The organism is Pseudomonas sp. Pdm06 (assembly GCF_014851795.1).
In the GTDB taxonomy this organism is placed as follows: domain Bacteria; phylum Pseudomonadota; class Gammaproteobacteria; order Pseudomonadales; family Pseudomonadaceae; genus Aquipseudomonas; species Aquipseudomonas fluorescens_AA.
Genome location: NZ_JACVAH010000013.1, coordinates 86269 through 102117 on the forward strand (window position 1 = coordinate 86269; position 15849 = coordinate 102117).

At 61.1% G+C, this 15849-nt stretch carries 14 protein-coding genes; 11 read left to right on the forward strand and 3 right to left on the reverse strand.

Features of this window, described 5'->3' with window-relative positions; all coding sequences use genetic code 11:
- Positions 1-35: 35 nt before the first annotated feature.
- The 3 genes from arcC to IB266_RS20680 all read left to right on the forward strand — a co-directional run bounded on the left by arcC (position 36) and on the right by IB266_RS20680 (position 1840).
- The gene (gene arcC / locus IB266_RS20670) at positions 36-965 is read left to right on the forward strand and encodes a carbamate kinase (protein WP_192262262.1); all 930 of its coding nucleotides are present in this window, start codon (positions 36-38) and stop codon (positions 963-965) included.
- A gap of 63 nt (positions 966-1028) precedes the next feature.
- A complete protein-coding gene (locus tag IB266_RS20675; protein WP_192262263.1) occupies positions 1029-1388 on the forward strand; it encodes a DUF5064 family protein in 360 nt (119 codons plus the stop codon).
- Between the two features lie 275 nt (positions 1389-1663).
- Positions 1664-1840 carry a hypothetical protein gene (locus IB266_RS20680; RefSeq protein ID WP_162843733.1) on the forward strand — a complete coding sequence of 59 codons (177 nt, stop codon included), beginning with the start codon at positions 1664-1666 and terminating at the stop codon, positions 1838-1840.
- 7 nt (positions 1841-1847) lie between these two features.
- Here IB266_RS20680 and IB266_RS20685 read toward each other — a convergent pair whose 3' ends face one another.
- Complete coding sequence (locus IB266_RS20685; RefSeq protein WP_060738888.1) at positions 1848-2741, reverse strand: helix-turn-helix domain-containing protein; 894 nt, start codon at positions 2739-2741, stop codon at positions 1848-1850.
- 175 nt (positions 2742-2916) lie between these two features.
- On the opposite strand from IB266_RS20685, the gene pobA reads away from it, so the two are divergent.
- Together pobA and IB266_RS20695 are read left to right on the forward strand one after the other, a co-directional pair.
- Positions 2917-4107, forward strand: coding sequence for a 4-hydroxybenzoate 3-monooxygenase (gene pobA, locus IB266_RS20690; RefSeq protein ID WP_060738889.1), 1191 nt, complete (start codon positions 2917-2919; stop codon positions 4105-4107).
- 51 nt (positions 4108-4158) lie between these two features.
- Entirely contained in the window at positions 4159-5694 is a 1536-nt protein-coding gene (locus tag IB266_RS20695; RefSeq protein ID WP_219739289.1) for an MDR family MFS transporter, read from the forward strand.
- A 133-nt stretch (positions 5695-5827) separates the two neighbouring features.
- Here the strand turns inward: IB266_RS20695 and IB266_RS20700 are convergent, their stop codons facing one another.
- Complete coding sequence (locus IB266_RS20700) at positions 5828-7177, reverse strand: spinster family MFS transporter (RefSeq protein ID WP_192262264.1); 1350 nt, start codon at positions 7175-7177, stop codon at positions 5828-5830.
- Positions 7178-7536: 359 nt separating this feature from the next.
- On the opposite strand from IB266_RS20700, the gene IB266_RS20705 reads away from it, so the two are divergent.
- Positions 7537-9714, forward strand: coding sequence for a hypothetical protein (locus tag IB266_RS20705; RefSeq protein WP_060738892.1), 2178 nt, complete (start codon positions 7537-7539; stop codon positions 9712-9714).
- Between the two features lie 288 nt (positions 9715-10002).
- Here IB266_RS20705 and IB266_RS20710 read toward each other — a convergent pair whose 3' ends face one another.
- Positions 10003-10308, reverse strand: coding sequence for a DUF2288 domain-containing protein (locus IB266_RS20710; protein WP_053119051.1), 306 nt, complete (start codon positions 10306-10308; stop codon positions 10003-10005).
- 340 nt (positions 10309-10648) lie between these two features.
- Between IB266_RS20710 and IB266_RS20715 the strand changes: the two genes are divergently transcribed.
- The 5 genes from IB266_RS20715 to IB266_RS20735 all read left to right on the forward strand — a co-directional run bounded on the left by IB266_RS20715 (position 10649) and on the right by IB266_RS20735 (position 15649).
- Positions 10649-11776: a branched-chain amino acid ABC transporter substrate-binding protein gene (locus IB266_RS20715; protein ID WP_060738893.1), complete on the forward strand. Its 1128-nt coding sequence runs from the start codon at positions 10649-10651 to the stop codon at positions 11774-11776.
- Positions 11777-12006: 230 nt separating this feature from the next.
- Positions 12007-12930 carry a high-affinity branched-chain amino acid ABC transporter permease LivH gene (livH, locus tag IB266_RS20720; protein WP_060738894.1) on the forward strand — a complete coding sequence of 308 codons (924 nt, stop codon included), beginning with the start codon at positions 12007-12009 and terminating at the stop codon, positions 12928-12930.
- Positions 12927-14183, forward strand: a complete 1257-nt coding sequence (locus IB266_RS20725; RefSeq protein ID WP_060738895.1) for a high-affinity branched-chain amino acid ABC transporter permease LivM — start codon at positions 12927-12929, stop codon at positions 14181-14183. Before livH ends, IB266_RS20725 begins: the two co-directional genes overlap by 4 nt.
- Positions 14180-14947 carry a high-affinity branched-chain amino acid ABC transporter ATP-binding protein LivG gene (gene livG, locus IB266_RS20730; RefSeq protein ID WP_060738896.1) on the forward strand — a complete coding sequence of 256 codons (768 nt, stop codon included), beginning with the start codon at positions 14180-14182 and terminating at the stop codon, positions 14945-14947. The genes IB266_RS20725 and livG overlap by 4 nt, the downstream gene beginning before the upstream one ends.
- Positions 14948-15649, forward strand: a complete 702-nt coding sequence (locus IB266_RS20735; RefSeq protein WP_003184675.1) for an ABC transporter ATP-binding protein — start codon at positions 14948-14950, stop codon at positions 15647-15649.
- Positions 15650-15849: the final 200 nt, after the last annotated feature.

Genomic DNA, 15849 nt, shown 5'->3' on the forward strand with positions numbered 1-15849 from the left:
CTGCGTTCCCGATCCATTTTTGAAAGGACAGCACCATGCGCATCGTCGTTGCCCTGGGCGGTAACGCCCTCCTGCGTCGGGGTGAACCCCTGACCGCTGCCAACCAACGTAGCAACATCCGCACCGCGACCGAACAGATCGCCAAGATCCACCCCGGCAACCAACTGGTCATCGCCCACGGCAACGGCCCGCAGGTCGGCCTGCTGTCGTTGCAGGCGGCGGCCTACACCGCGGTCACGCCGTATCCGCTGGACGTGCTCGGCGCCGAAACCGAAGGCATGATCGGCTACATCATCGAACAGGAACTGGGCAATCTACTGGACTTCGAAGTCCCCTTCGCCACGCTGCTGACCCAGGTCGAAGTGGATGGCAACGACCCGGCCTTCCAGAACCCCACCAAACCCATCGGCCCGGTCTACAGCCAGCAAGAGGCGCAGAAGCTGGCGGCTGAAAAAGGCTGGACCATCGCCCCGGACGGCGACAAGTTCCGCCGGGTGGTCGCAAGCCCCAGGCCCAAGCGCATCTTTGAGATCCGCCCGATCAAATGGCTGCTGGAAAAAGGCAGCATCGTAATCTGCGCCGGCGGTGGCGGCATTCCGACGATGTACGACGCCAACGGCAAGCTGCAGGGCGTGGAAGCGGTGATCGACAAGGACCTGTGCTCGGCGCTGCTGGCCGAACAGCTGGAAAGCGATCTGCTGGTGATCGCCACCGACGTCAACGCCGCGTTCATCGACTTCGGCAAGCCGACCCAGAAAGCCATCGCCCAGGCCCACCCCGACGAAATGGAAAAGCTCGGCTTCGCCGCCGGCTCCATGGGGCCGAAGGTGCAGGCGGCCTGCGAGTTCGCGCGCAAAACGGGCAAGGTCGCGGTGATCGGGTCGCTGTCGGACATCGATGCTATCGTCCAGGGCCAGGCCGGCACTCGCATCAGCACGGCCACAGCGGGCATCACTTATCGATAACAGGAAACTTGCAGGGTGGATCCGGGGTCTGCCCTACACCCACGCCCTTGAGGAGAGTCGTTTATGGCCATGTTCGAACCCGGTCACCTGCACATGGAGCGCCACGCGCTGACCAAGGAAGATTTCAGCTACAACCTGTGCATCGACTACAAGGTCGACCAAGACGGCAAGGAAGGCACGGGCATGTCATTCCGGGTGCATGGCACCGTCGAAGACAAATCACTGGACGAGACATTCTTCCTGGCCAAGGACCAGGCCTTCGACTTCGCCCGCCACGCCACGCGCATCGCCCAGAAATACGGCCTGCCCAAGACCGCCAGCATCGGCTCGATGCACGAGTACTACGACAAAATGTTCGAAGACGTGCGCAAGCAACTGGACGTCAAGCCGGGCGATCCGATGAAGCCGGAACACCTGGCATAACCCGGCTAAAAGACCACCCCAATCCCCTGTGGAACTGATCTGTGGGAGCAAGGCTTGCCCGCGATGGCATCGCCTCGGTTTATCCGCTACACCGAGGTGTCTGCATCGCGGGCAAGCCTTGCTCCCACAGGCCTTGCTCCCACAAGCTCGCTCCACACAGGGGCATCAGCGTTCTGAATATCGAGTTACATGCGATACCGGTCTGGCTGGCAACCCGCCACGGCTGACCTATGCTGAAAGTAGTACCCCCGGGTATTCGTTCAGAGGTCATCGCCATGAACATCAAAACAAGAAGACGCCTCGCCATTTTCGTCACCTGCGCCGCCACGCTTGCGCTGTATGGCACTGCGGCCTACCGGGTCGAGCAGGCCAGGCAACTGCCCCGTGAATACGCCAGCTGCAACTTCGAACGCTGCATCCCCCACAGCGCAACCCTGAACGCCCTGCGCTGAGGCGTGGTCAGTCGTCCTGTTGATCGGTCTTGAGCCGGTCCCGGAACGCCTTGGGCGAGATGCCGACGCGCCGGCGGAACAGCCGGGTGAAGTTGGTCGGGTCGGAAAACCCGAGCAGTTCGGAAATCTCGTAGATGGTCATGCCGGTGTAGGTCAGCAGGCGCTTGGCTTCCAACAACTGGCGCTCGTGCATGATCTGCAACGCCGGTTGCCCCGCCAGTTCCCGGCAGGTGCCGTTGAGGTGCGACACGGAAATGCCCAGGCGATGGGCCAGGTCTTCGACCTTGACGTGCTCGCGATAGGTTTCTTCCACCAACTGAATGAACCCGTTGAGGTATTCCCGGGCCCGTTGCGGGCGCTGGGCCTGGGTGTGTCGCTGCATCACCTGGCGGCTGACCCAGACCATGATCACGCTGACCAGCGCATGCATCAGCATTTCCCGCGCCGGCTGATGCCCCATGTATTCATTCTGCAGGGCGCTGAACAGGCTGTTGAGGTACTCGGCATTCTCGAGGGCGGGGTAGCTTTCGGCCTGGGCCAGCACATTGACCGAATGCCCCAGTTGCGTTTGCAGGTGCGTGACCAGCGGCGCCGCCAGGGTCACCACGTAACCTTCCACATCCTCGGAAAAACGAAAGCCATGGACCGACAGCGGCGGCAGGATCTGCACGGCCGGCTCGGTGAGCTGCGTGCGCCGGCCTTCGATTTCCAGTTCCGCCTGGCCCTTGAAGACAAACAACAACTGACACAGATCGGCGTGCCGATGGGGTTTGATTTCCCAGTGATGCTCGCGGCTGCGCTTGGAGATGGTTTCGCAGTGCAGCAGGTCCGGGGTCGGCCATTCCTGGCTCTCACCATAGAGCTTGAACACCGGGATCGAAGGCAGGTCAGGTTTTTTCATAACGTGGATCCGGGCCTGGGGTTGCGGGCGATAATCGCACCAATTGGCAGAAAGTACAGGTATCGGCTCAGTTTTCCCCTTCAACTGACAGGTCCGCAAGCGAAAAATGTAGGCACTCGATTTCTAATAATCAACACCGACCCTGGTCGCGTGCTTCGTGCGAGTCATAAGAACAATGAAAACCCTCAAGACCCAAGTCGCTATTATCGGCGCCGGCCCCTCTGGCCTGCTGCTCGGCCAGTTGCTGCACAACGCCGGCATCGACACTGTCATCCTCGAACGCCAGACCCCGGACTATGTACTGGGCCGCATCCGCGCCGGTGTGCTGGAGCAAGGCATGGTCGAACTGCTGCGCCAGGCTGGCGTCGGCCAACGCATGGACGCCGAAGGCCTGCCCCATGACGGCTTTGAACTGGTGCTCAACGATCGGCGGGTGCACATCGACCTCAAGGGCCTGACTGGCGGTAAAAACGTCATGGTCTACGGCCAGACCGAAGTGACCCGTGACCTGATGGCCGCCCGCGAAGCCGCCGGCGCCCGCACGTTGTACCTGGCCAGCAACGCCCAGCCCCATGACATGCAAACCGAGCACCCTTTCGTGACCTTCGAGCATGAAGGGCAAACCTTGCGCCTGGACTGCGACTACATTGCCGGTTGCGACGGTTTCCACGGCGTGGCGCGACAGTCCATTCCGGCGGAAAAACTCAAGGTTTTCGAGCGCGTCTACCCGTTTGGCTGGCTCGGCGTGCTGGCCGACACCCCGCCGGTTCACGAAGAGTTGGTCTACGCTCGGCACGCCCGCGGTTTTGCCCTGTGCAGCATGCGCTCCAAGACCCGTACCCGTTACTACCTGCAAGTCCCCGCCGAGGAGCAAGTGGCCGACTGGCCGGACGAGCGTTTCTGGCATGAACTGAAAAACCGCCTGCCCACCGACCTGGCCGAGGCCCTGGTGACCGGCCCGTCCATCGAGAAAAGCATCGCGCCGCTGCGCAGCTTCGTGGTCGAGCCGATGCAGTACGGGCGGATGTTCCTGGTGGGCGACGCGGCCCACATCGTCCCACCGACCGGGGCCAAGGGGCTGAACCTGGCCGCCAGCGATGTCAGTACGTTGTTCAACATCCTGCTCAAGGTCTATCGCGACGGCCGTGTGGACTTGCTGGAGCAATATTCGGCCATCTGCCTGCGGCGCGTCTGGAAAGCCGAACGGTTCTCGTGGTGGATGACTTCGATGCTACACCGCTTCGACGACGATGCCTTCAACCAGCGCATCAGCGAAGCCGAGCTCGAATACTTCCTCGACTCCGAGGCCGGCCGAAAAACCATTGCGGAAAATTACGTCGGACTTCCTTACGAGGCTATCGAATAGCCGCCTACCGACTTAAACTGCGGGCTTCGTCCCATTCGCCTCTTCGGCGCAATGCCCGCAGGTTCTGCCGTGACTCAGCTCAATACACTCCAAGCCCCGAAACCGGCCATCCGCAGCGTGCTGGTGGCCCTGATGCTGGCGATTTTCCTGGGCGCGCTGGACCAGACCATCGTCGCCGTCTCGATGCCGGCCATTTCCGCACAATTTGCCGACGTCAGCCTGCTGGCCTGGGTGATTTCCGGCTACATGGTCGCCATGACCGTGGCGGTGCCCATCTACGGCAAGCTCGGTGACCTCTACGGACGCCGGCCGCTGATGCTGTTCGGCATGGGCCTGTTCACCCTGGCCTCGCTGTTCTGTGGCCTGGCGCAAAACATGGAACAACTGGTGCTGGCGCGGATTGTCCAGGGCATCGGCGCCGGCGGGATGATTTCGGTGAGCCAGGCGATCATCGGCGACATCATCCCGCCCCGCGAACGGGGGCGCTACCAAGGGTATTTCAGCAGCATGTACGCGGTGGCCAGCGTGGCCGGGCCGGTGCTCGGTGGCTACATGACCGAATACTTGTCGTGGCGCTGGGTGTTCTGGATCAACCTGCCGCTGGGCCTCACGGCCTGGTGGGTGGCCCGACGCACCCTGGTGGGGCTGCCAGTACCGCAACGCACGCCGATCATCGATTACCTGGGCACCGTGTTGCTGATCATTGGCCTGACGGCGTTGCTGCTGGGGATCACCGAGGTCGGCCAGGGCCATGCCTGGCACAGCCGTGAAGTGCTGGGGTTGCTGGGTTGCGCGGGGATAGCCCTGGGGACGTTCGCCTGGTACGAGCGCCGGGCGCGGGAACCGTTGCTGCCGATGCACCTGTTCGCCAACCGCAGCGCGGTGCTGTGCTGGTGCACGGTGTTCTTCACCAGTTTCCAGGCGATTTCCCTGACGGTGCTGGTGCCGTTGCGCTTCCAGAGCGTGACCGGCGCCGGTGCCGACAGTGCGGCGTTGCACTTGTTGCCGCTGGCGATAGGGCTGCCGATCGGTGCGTATTTCGCCGGCCGCCGGACCTCGGTCACGGGGCGCTACAAACCGATGATCCTGAGCGGTGCCCTGCTCTTTCCCTTCGCCATCCTCGGCATGGCCTTCACTGCGCCTGACGCGTTCTGGCTCAGCAGCCTGTTCATGCTGCTCAGCGGCATCGCCTCCGGCATGCAGTTCCCCACCTCATTGGTGGGTTCGCAGAACTCGGTACAACAAGCGGATATCGGCGTCGCCACCAGCACCACCAACCTGTTCCGTTCCCTTGGCGGCGCGGTGGGCGTGGCGTTGATGTCGGCCTTGCTGCTGGCCTTGCTGCAGGACTCAAGCCTGGCCCAACTCGCCGGCGCGTCGTTGATCGGTGAAGGACATGCCGGCAACGTCTTGCTGGACGGCCTCAACGCCGCCCCGGGCGAAGCCCAGAACGCCTTGCGCCAGGCATTGCAGGCGACATTCCGGCATTTGCTGTTGATCAGCGCGGCGGTATCGCTGTTGGGGCTGGCGGCCGCGGTGGCGATGCCCAATCGCTTGCTGCGTGGGCGGGATGAGAAGGCTGGGTAACCTGTATCGGTGAAGAAGGATTGTGGGAGCAAAGCTTGCTCGCGAAACAGGCACCTCGGTTTTTTGAAAGACCGCATCGCCTTCATCGCGGGCAAGCCCTGCTCCCACACAAGCCTTGCTCGCACAAATGCTATCAAGCCGTCGCCGCGACGCCCTGCGACATCACCTCCGCGCTCATCCCGTCCTTCATCCGCTTGGCATCGCGCACGAAGCAGCGTGACGCCAGGAACAGGAACACCATGGTCAAGAGCAGCGCCACCGGGATCAGGTACATCGCATCGTGCAGGCCGATGGCCTTGAATGCTTCGGTCATCTGGTCGACACCCGCGCTGGCCATGGCCGTGCGGGCGAAGTAGTCGGACAAGCCGCCCACCACCACCGGCCCCAGGCCGCCACCGAGCAAATACAGCCCGGCAAAGTACAACGCCATCGCCGTGGCGCGCAGGCGTGGCTCCACCACGTCCTGGATCGCGGTGTAGACGCAGGTGTAAAAGTTATAGGCAAACAGCCAACCCACGCTGAACACCGCCACGAACACGCCGATTTCAATGCGTCCGGCATGCAGGGCCCACGCCGTGGTGACCGTCGAGATCGCCAGGCTGAACGCTGCAAACAGCAGGCGGCCGTTGGGCACGCGCTGGTGGATCTTGTCCGCGACCCAGCCGCCCAGGGTGAGCCCGAACAACCCCGTCACGCCCACCATGATCCCGGTGGCCACGGCCGCCTCGTGCAGCGGCATCAGGAAATAACGTTGCAGCATTGGCACCAGGAAGGAGTTGCAGGCATAGGTGGCGAAGTTGAAGCACAGCCCTGCCAGCACCAGCCACAGGAAGGTGGGAATCGCCAACACTCGGCGAACCGGCTTGTCGATCTTTTCCTGGGAGACCTGCACGGTTTCCGCCGCGCCGCGCTTGGGCTCCTTGATGAAAAACATGAACACCGCCAGCACCAGCCCCGGTACCGCCGCGATGAAGAACGGCGCACGCCAGCTGTCGAACGCCTTGACCATCGCGCCAATGGTGAAAAACGCCAACAGCAGGCCCAGGGGCAGGCCGAGCATGAAGATGCCCATCGCCCGAGCCCGACGGTGCGCCGGGAACAGATCACCAATCAGTGAGTTGGCGGCTGGTGCGTAGCTGGCCTCGCCGATACCGACACCCATGCGCACCACCAGGAACGCCCAGAAACTGCCCACCAGGCCGTTCACCGCCGTCAGTCCGCTCCAGGCCGCCAGGCCCCAGCCCATCAACTTGCTGCGCGAACCGGTATCGGCCATGCGCCCCAGCGGCAAGCCGGCGATGGCATAAACGATGGTGAAAGCGGTGCCGATGATGCCGATCTGGAAGTCGCTGAGGCTCCACTCCATGCGGATCGGCTCGATGATGATCGCCGGGATGGTGCGGTCGAAGAAATTGAACAGGTTGGCCAGGAACAACAGGAACAGAATGCGCCAGGCATTCGCCGCTTGGGTCGAGTTCTGCATGGGTCCGTCTCTTTTATTGTTATGGGCCAACGGTCCGTGGCCTGGATATGCAATCTAGACAGCGGCACGGGAGCTGTCTCCAATCATTCGCAAGGCTGATACCCGCCCATGGGACGCGGCGTATTTCTTGATGCCGATCAAACTCCTGTAACAATTGCCATCATTTTGCCTTTTGCTGGTTAAAGATCGAAGTCCGGTGGCCGATTCAACGTGATCAGGAAAAGATTATCCCGAGCGCTGCTCAGGCCGTAGCCCTGACCGCTTGGACCGATTTTCGCGTTTATACAGGCGCGAACTCCCATCCGCGAGCGTTCGATGATCGCATTCGTCGAGCCACCAGTTCAGGCACATGGCGCACAATGACCTCAAAAAAAACAGCCACTGCGGTATCCGATCTGACCTTGAGCCCGGCCGCCAACGGCCCGGAAGTCTCGAAGCCGTCGAGCCCCCCGCGCCCTCTGTCGACCCAGCAGTATCTGTATTTCACCGAAACCAACACCGACCGTATCCTCGATAACCTCGACGGCCTGCGTGACACCGTGTTCCCGCGCCCGCCGCACCTGGTGGACGACGAATACGACCGCGCCCAGCAGGAGTTCCCGTCGGTGTGCCTGATCGGCCTGGGTCGCTGCGGCTCCAACATCGCCCTGGACGTGGCCGAGCTGGTGTACAACGCCCGCAAGTTCTACCTCAACGAATTCAACGCCGAAGACAAAGGCTACAGCGACAAGGGCTACAGCCCCGCACAATGGATCCGCAACAACCTGCGCCTGGGCACCAGCAAGGCCAGCAAGCCGGTGTTCCTGGTAGAGCCGCTGGTGATGCTCGGCGACCTGGACAAGGACATCGCCGGGCGCATCCGTTTCTCGCGCAAGGGCGAAAAAAGCGGCTTCTTGCGCGACTACAGCAAAATGAAAATCATGGACCTGTCGGAAGTCCACGCCGGTGGTGCCGGTAACGCGCCGATCCTGGGCCAGTACCTGGCCAAGATCATCCTGAACAAGGACACCCAGCGCTTCTCCAGCCCCGACTGGAAAATGATCCACTCGTACCTGATCGACAGCTGCGGCATCAAGGCCAACCAGTCGCGCCTGTACTTCTCGATCTTCAGCGCCGGCGGCGGTACCGGCTCGGGCATGGCCTCGGAGTTCGGCCTGGCCCAGCAGTACTCGTACATGAACAAGACGTTCGACACCAAGCCAATGGACGAACACGACAGCAAGAGCGGCCACTCCTTCGTCTTCGAGCCGATCTTCACCAGCGGCATCTGCGTGCTGCCGAACATTTCCGACCACCGCAGCGAAATGTCCGAAGCCTTGCACATCAACGCCGGACGCCTGCTGTGCAAGTACCTGTCGGAAGAATGGGATTTCTCGTACAACTTCGCCAACGAAGACAGCAGCGAAGCCAGCGTGATGGGCCGTATCCGCCCATGGAACGCGATGATGCTGATCTCCAACGACATCATGCGCTACGCCGAAGAAAGCGATGACGGCAACATCCAGAACATTGATGTCAATGCCATGGAGAAGCACGCCAACCAGTACATCTCCCAGCAGATCTTCAACATCCTGACGGCCCAGGCCGTCACCACCGACTACGACCAGAACTACTTCCGCCGTGCCGGCATCGACATCGGCGAAACCATTCGCCTGGACGCCAACGACCTGTTCATGAGCCTGGCCGGCCCGGTGGCAATCGCCTATGCCGAGTCTGTCGTCCCGGAAACCCCGGTGCCGAGCGGCGACAAGTTCAAGGTGTTCGAGAAAGAGCCGCCGCGCCTGAACATCGACGACCTGTTCTTCCGCTCCATCGACCTGCCGCACTTCAACAAAGTCACCCAGGCCATCGAAGGCATCAGCCTGTTGCCGATCGAATCCAAGCGCTACCGCGCCTCGCTGGAGCAATACAAGAACTCCGGCTACGACGCCGCGGCCCTGCATGACCTGCACTTCTTCAAGAATTGCTCGTCGGTGGTGTCCATCGTCTCCTTGCCCAAGGACTACAAGCTGTCCTACATGGATCTGAACCGGCTCAAGACCCACCTCAACAGCCTGTTCCCCAACACCACGCTCAAGCGTTACGCGTTGGTGATCGGCGCCTCGGCGAACCTGTCGCTGACCACCCTGATCGCCAAGAGCCCGTGCCTGTCGGATGATTTCCTGACCTTGATCGTCGCCTTCATCAAACGCTGCTTCGCCCGCACCCCGTACCGTTTCGACGAAACCCTGGACAACTCGATCCTGGACTTCATCATCAATGAGGACTTCGACGAAGCACGCATCGACGACCTGCTCAACGAATTCGAAAACCCGGCGAAGATCCTCGACACCAACTGGTACGCGATCAAGCCGATGTACGAGAAGAAGTACCGCGAGCTGATCAATGACAAGGACAAGTTCGTCTCGATCAACGACATCCGCCTGTCCCGCGACTGCGTGAAGAAATCCATCAAGTACCTGCGCGAGATCTACCGCCACCGCATTGGCAAGACCAAGGTTATTTCCCTGAATAACCATACTGGCAGGACTTACTGAGGCTGGTGCAGGGACCGCGTCGCCTCGATCGCGAGCAAGCTCGCTCCCACAAGGGTTTTATGAACACAGGCCCACTGTGGGAGCGAGCTTGCTCGCGATAGCGGTCCTGAATCCTGCACCTGAACAACATCCAGAAACAATTGAGCAGCCCAAAGGCTGCTCCATGAACTGTTCCCGTTACGTATACGTCACCCTGCCCTGTGGCGTTTCGCCACGGCAGGGTGCCATCACGCTACTCACCTACACACTTTTTCAAACGCAAAAACACGAACCAACTTGGTGCATCAATCAATTCGACGCCCTTTCCTGGATCATAATCCACGGCGAAACCACCACCGCCCAAAGCTGTGGATCGCGCTCCAGAAAATCCAGCGCCCGCGTTTCAGACAGCTTGGCGAGCTGGTCGGCGGCCAGCCAGGCGGCGACTTTGGTACCTTCGTCCTGGGCGACAGCCTCGGCGGCGGCGATCAAATCCAGTGCCGGATCGACCCACAATAGGGCACCCTTGGCAAAGAACGGCTCCAGCTCTTTCCAGGTGATGGATGCGGTTTCTCCAAGCAGCTTGGCATAGAGGGTGCTAGGTTCTTGATTCATGGGACCTGTCCGGAAAAGAAATCGGCGCGAATGATAACGTCGGTGGTCTGGCAGAAAAACCCGGTAGCAAATTGCGGTACCGATTGAAAAGCGCAGGAAAGCCAAGGATTGCCGAAACGACCGGACAACCCCCGCCGCTATTCTGTCTTTTTCTTTCAATTAAGCGACACCCCCAGGTTTTGCCCCCAAGCGCCAGCTTCCCTTGCCAACAATGGGCGCTCTACACTGTACCGGTACAGTTGCCGGGGGCATTTTCCGCGAGGGTATCCAAGATATCTGACCCGGTTCTGCTGCTACGGCGCCAGGACTATAAAAACTACAACAGCATGAGTGGAGCACTATGACTAAGGCTACTAAGCAGATTTCCAAACTGTTTGCCGCTATGGTTCTGGCCGGGGTTGCCAGCCATTCGTTTGCCGCCGACACCATCAAGATCGGCATCGCCGGCCCCAAGACCGGCCCTGTAGCCCAATACGGCGACATGCAGTTCAGTGGCGCGAAAATGGCCATCGAACAGATCAACGCCAAGGGCGGCGTCGACGGCAAGCAGCTCGTCGCCGTCGAGTACGATGACGCCTGTGATCCAAAACAAGCGGTCGCGGTCGCGAACAAAGTCGTCAACGACGGCGTCAAGTTCGTGGTCGGCCACCTGTGCTCCAGCTCCACCCAGCCAGCTTCCGACATCTACGAAGACGAAGGCGTGATCATGATCACCCCGGCGGCTACCAGCCCGGACATCACCGCTCGCGGCTACAAGATGATCTTCCGCACCATCGGCCTGGACAGCGCCCAAGGCCCTGCGGCCGGCAACTACATCGCCGACCACGTCAAGCCGAAGATCGTTGCGGTCCTGCACGACAAGCAGCAGTACGGTGAAGGCATCGCCAGCGCCGTGAAGAAAACCCTCGAAGGCAAAGGCGTGAAAGTGGCCGTCTTCGAAGGCGTGAACGCCGGCGACAAAGACTTCTCCTCGATGATCGCCAAGCTCAAGCAAGCCAACGTCGACTTCGTCTACTACGGCGGCTACCACCCGGAGCTGGGTCTGATCCTGCGTCAATCCCAGGAAAAAGGCCTGAAGGCCAAGTTCATGGGTCCGGAAGGCGTGGGTAACGACTCCATCTCGCAAATCGCCAAGGAATCCTCCGAAGGCCTGCTGGTGACCCTGCCGAAATCCTTCGACCAGGATCCGGCCAACGTTGCCCTGGCTGACGCGTTCAAGGCCAAGAAAGAAGACCCGAGCGGTCCGTTCGTGTTCCCGTCCTACTCCGCAGTGACCGTGATCGCTGACGCCATCAAGGCTGCCAAGAGTGAAGACGCAGGCAAAGTGGCTGAAGCCATCCACGCCGGCACCTTCAAGACCCCTACCGGTGACCTGAGCTTTGACGCCAAAGGCGACCTGAAGGACTTCAAGTTCGTGGTCTACGAGTGGCATTTCGGCAAACCTAAAACCGAAGCTTCGCCTCAGTAAGGCCTGGCCTGACTGACTGCCAATAAAGCCCACGGCGTGCCGTGGGCTTTGTTTTAAATGTATTGGGCCGCGCTGGCGTGATCCGCCAGCCTCCCCACCTGAAAATCTCAAAACCGTCATCAGCGGTTCGCTGGCAAACCTCGTGTTCGAAGTGGATGCAGATCCACGGGGCCCGGGCGGGAAAATGACTCCACCAGTGAAATGCGTATCAGGTTTTTAGGAGCGCTGTAATGCCTGACATCTATCACTTCTTCCAGCAGCTGGTTAACGGCCTGACCGTTGGCAGCACGTATGCCCTGATCGCCATCGGCTATACGATGGTCTACGGCATCATTGGAATGATCAACTTCGCCCACGGCGAGGTGTACATGATCGGCTCCTACGTGGCGTTCATCGCCATCGCCGGGCTGAGCATGATGGGACTCGACAGTGTCCCGCTGTTGATGACCGCGGCGTTTCTCGCGAGCATCGTCGTCACCAGCTCCTATGGCTACAGCATCGAACGGATCGCCTACCGCCCCCTGCGCGGCAGCAACCGTCTGATCCCGCTGATCTCCGCCATCGGCATGTCGATCTTCCTGCAGAACACGGTACTGCTTTCGCAAGACTCCAAGGACAAATCCATTCCCAACCTGATCCCGGGCAACTTTGCCATCGGGCCAGGCGGGGCACATGAAGTGCTGATTTCCTACATGCAAATCGTGGTGTTCGTGGTGACCCTGGTCGCCATGCTCGGCCTGACGTTGTTCATCTCCCGTTCCCGCCTCGGCCGCGCCTGTCGCGCCTGTGCCGAGGACATCAAGATGGCCAACCTGCTGGGCATCAACACCAACAACATCATCGCCCTGACCTTCGTCATCGGTGCGGCCCTGGCGGCCATCGCCGCGGTGCTGTTGAGCATGCAATACGGCGTGATCAACCCCAACGCCGGCTTCCTCGTGGGCCTGAAAGCCTTCACCGCCGCGGTACTGGGCGGCATCGGCAGCATCCCCGGGGCGATGCTCGGCGGGCTGGTGCTGGGCGTGGCGGAAGCCTTTGGCGCCGACATCTTCGGCGACCAGTACAAGGACGTCGTGGCGTTCGGCTTGTTGGTTCTGGTTCTGTTATTCCGGCCGACCGGCATCCTGGGCCGCCCGGAGGTTGAGAAAGTATGACTAGGCATCTCAAATCGGCGCTTTTCAGCGCCCTGCTGGTCTGGGCCGTGGCCTACCCGGTACTGGGTCTTAAACTGACCATCGTCGGCATCAACCTGGAAGTGCACGGCACCAGCCCGGCGATCCTGGCGACCATCGCCGTGTGCTCGCTGCTGATGTTCGTGCGCGTGCTGTTCAGCACGCAGATCAGCGCGGCGTGGAAGTCTTCGCCCGGCCTGCCGGTGATCCCGGCCAAGGCCAGCCACTTCCTGACCCTGCCGAGCACCCAGCGCTGGATCGTGCTGGGCCTGATCGTCGTGGCCCTGGTGTGGCCGTTCTTCGGCTCTCGCGGCGCGGTGGACATCGCCACGCTGATCCTGATCTACGTGATGCTGGGCCTGGGCCTGAACATCGTCGTAGGCCTGGCCGGCCTGCTGGACCTGGGTTACGTCGGTTTCTACGCCGTCGGCGCCTACAGCTACGCGCTGCTGTCCCACTACTTCGGCCTGAGCTTCTGGATCTGCCTGCCCATCGCCGGGATGATGGCCGCCACCTTCGGTTTCCTGCTGGGTTTCCCGGTCCTGCGCTTGCGCGGCGACTACCTGGCGATCGTGACCCTGGGTTTTGGCGAGATCATCCGCCTGTTCCTGCGCAACCTGACCGACATCACCGGTGGCCCGAACGGCATCAGCAACATCGAGAAACCGACGTTCTTCGGCCTGACCTTCGAACGTAAAGCCGCCGAAGGCCTGCAGACCTTCCATGAGTACTTCGGCCTGGAATACAACTCGATCAACAAGGTGATCTTCCTCTACCTGGTTGCCCTGTTGCTGGCCCTGGCCGCGCTGTTCGTCATCAACCGCCTGCTGCGCATGCCGATCGGCCGCGCCTGGGAGGCACTGCGTGAAGACGAAATCGCCTGCCGTGCCCTGGGTCTCAACCCAACCGTGATCAAACTGTCGGCCTTTACCCTCGGCGCTGCGTTCGCCGGTTTTGCCGGCAGCTTCTTCGCCGCTCGCCAAGGCCTGGTGACGCCGGAATCCTTCACCTTCATCGAGTCGGCGATCATCCTCGCCATCGTGGTGCTGGGCGGGATGGGCTCGCAGTTGGGCGTGATCCTGGCGGCGATCGTGATGATCCTGCTGCCGGAAATGATGCGTGAATTCAGCGAATACCGCATGTTGATGTTCGGCGCCTTGATGGTGCTGATGATGATCTGGCGTCCTCAAGGTCTGCTGCCTATGCAACGCCCCCACATGGAGCTGCGCAAATGAGCCGCGAGATCCTGAAAGTCGAAAACTTGAGCATGCGCTTCGGCGGTTTGCTGGCGGTCAACGGCGTGGCCCTGACCGTGAAAGAGAAGCAAGTGGTTGCCCTGATCGGGCCGAACGGCGCGGGCAAGACCACCGTGTTCAACTGCCTGACCGGCTTCTACCAGCCCACCGGCGGCACCATCCTGCTGGACGGCGAGCCGATCCAGGGCCTGCCCGGCCACCACATCGCCCGCAAGGGTGTGGTGCGTACCTTCCAGAACGTGCGGCTGTTCAAGGACATGACGGCGGTCGAGAACCTGTTGATCGCCCAGCATCGTCATTTGAACACCAACTTCTTTGCCGGCCTGTTCAAGACCCCGGCGTTCCGCAAAAGCGAACGCGAGGCCATGGAGTACGCCGAGTACTGGCTGGACAAGGTCAATCTCACCGAGTTCGCCAACCGTACCGCCGGCACCCTGGCCTACGGTCAGCAACGGCGCCTGGAAATCGCCCGTTGCATGATGACCCGTCCGCGGATCCTCATGCTCGACGAACCGGCCGCCGGCCTGAACCCGAAGGAAACCGAAGACCTGAAGGCCCTGATCGGCGTGCTGCGTGAGGAGCACAACGTCACCGTGCTGCTGATCGAGCACGACATGAAGCTGGTCATGAGCATTTCCGACCACATCGTCGTGATCAACCAGGGCACGCCCCTGGCCGACGGTACGCCGGAACAGATCCGCGACAATCCTGAAGTGATCAAAGCCTACCTGGGGGAAGCGTAAATGCTGCAGTTCGAAAACGTTTCCACCTTCTACGGCAAGATCCAGGCCCTGCACAGCGTCAACGTCGAAGTCCGCCAGGGCGAAATCGTCACGCTGATCGGTGCCAACGGTGCCGGCAAATCCACCCTGCTGATGACGCTCTGCGGTTCGCCCCAGGCCCACAGCGGCAGCATCCGCTACATGGGTGAGGAACTGGTGGGCCAGGACTCGGCGCGGATCATGCGCAAGAGCATCGCCGTGGTACCTGAGGGCCGTCGGGTATTTGCCCGACTGACCGTGGAAGAAAACCTCGCCATGGGCGGATTTTTCACCGACAAGGGCGACTATCAGGAACAAATGGACAAGGTCCTGCACCTTTTCCCACGCCTGAAAGAACGCTTTACCCAGCGCGGCGGCACCATGTCCGGCGGCGAACAGCAAATGCTCGCCATCGGCCGTGCGCTGATGAGCAAACCCAAGCTGCTGCTGCTCGACGAGCCTTCCCTGGGCCTGGCACCGATCATCATCCAGCAGATCTTCGACATCATCGAGCAACTGCGCAAGGATGGCGTGACGGTGTTCCTGGTAGAGCAGAACGCCAACCAGGCGCTGAAAATCGCCGACCGGGCGTACGTGCTGGAGAACGGCCGGGTGGTGATGCAAGGCACCGGTGAAGCCCTGCTGACCGACCCGAAAGTGCGCGAGGCGTATCTGGGCGGTTGAGTCTGTCGCAGTAAAAGAAACGGCCTTCAGGCCGTTTTTTTTGCCCGGACCGCCCGCAATCCCCTGTGGCGAGGGAGCTTGCTCCCGCGCCACGGGTTTTGCAGTGCATAAAAATCGAGAGTCCGCTGTAACGCTTTCCCACCACCCTTTTCTAGTTCAGCAGACCGGCGCTAACGCCAGTTCATTTCCCTGAAGACTGG

Coding starts and splice junctions, on each gene's coding strand:
- IB266_RS20725 (WP_060738895.1), top strand. CDS start 12,927: ATGACTAGGCATCTCAAATCGGCGCTTTTCAGCGCCCTGCTGGTCTGG.
- IB266_RS20735 (WP_003184675.1), top strand. CDS start 14,948: ATGCTGCAGTTCGAAAACGTTTCCACCTTCTACGGCAAGATCCAGGCC.
- IB266_RS20685 (WP_060738888.1), bottom strand. CDS start 2,741: ATGAAAAAACCTGACCTGCCTTCGATCCCGGTGTTCAAGCTCTATGGT.
- livG (WP_060738896.1), top strand. CDS start 14,180: ATGAGCCGCGAGATCCTGAAAGTCGAAAACTTGAGCATGCGCTTCGGC.
- IB266_RS20700 (WP_192262264.1), bottom strand. CDS start 7,177: ATGCAGAACTCGACCCAAGCGGCGAATGCCTGGCGCATTCTGTTCCTG.
- IB266_RS20705 (WP_060738892.1), top strand. CDS start 7,537: ATGACCTCAAAAAAAACAGCCACTGCGGTATCCGATCTGACCTTGAGC.
- IB266_RS20715 (WP_060738893.1), top strand. CDS start 10,649: ATGACTAAGGCTACTAAGCAGATTTCCAAACTGTTTGCCGCTATGGTT.
- IB266_RS20710 (WP_053119051.1), bottom strand. CDS start 10,308: ATGAATCAAGAACCTAGCACCCTCTATGCCAAGCTGCTTGGAGAAACC.
- IB266_RS20675 (WP_192262263.1), top strand. CDS start 1,029: ATGGCCATGTTCGAACCCGGTCACCTGCACATGGAGCGCCACGCGCTG.
- IB266_RS20695 (WP_219739289.1), top strand. CDS start 4,159: ATGCCCGCAGGTTCTGCCGTGACTCAGCTCAATACACTCCAAGCCCCG.
- arcC (WP_192262262.1), top strand. CDS start 36: ATGCGCATCGTCGTTGCCCTGGGCGGTAACGCCCTCCTGCGTCGGGGT.
- livH (WP_060738894.1), top strand. CDS start 12,007: ATGCCTGACATCTATCACTTCTTCCAGCAGCTGGTTAACGGCCTGACC.
- pobA (WP_060738889.1), top strand. CDS start 2,917: ATGAAAACCCTCAAGACCCAAGTCGCTATTATCGGCGCCGGCCCCTCT.
- IB266_RS20680 (WP_162843733.1), top strand. CDS start 1,664: ATGAACATCAAAACAAGAAGACGCCTCGCCATTTTCGTCACCTGCGCC.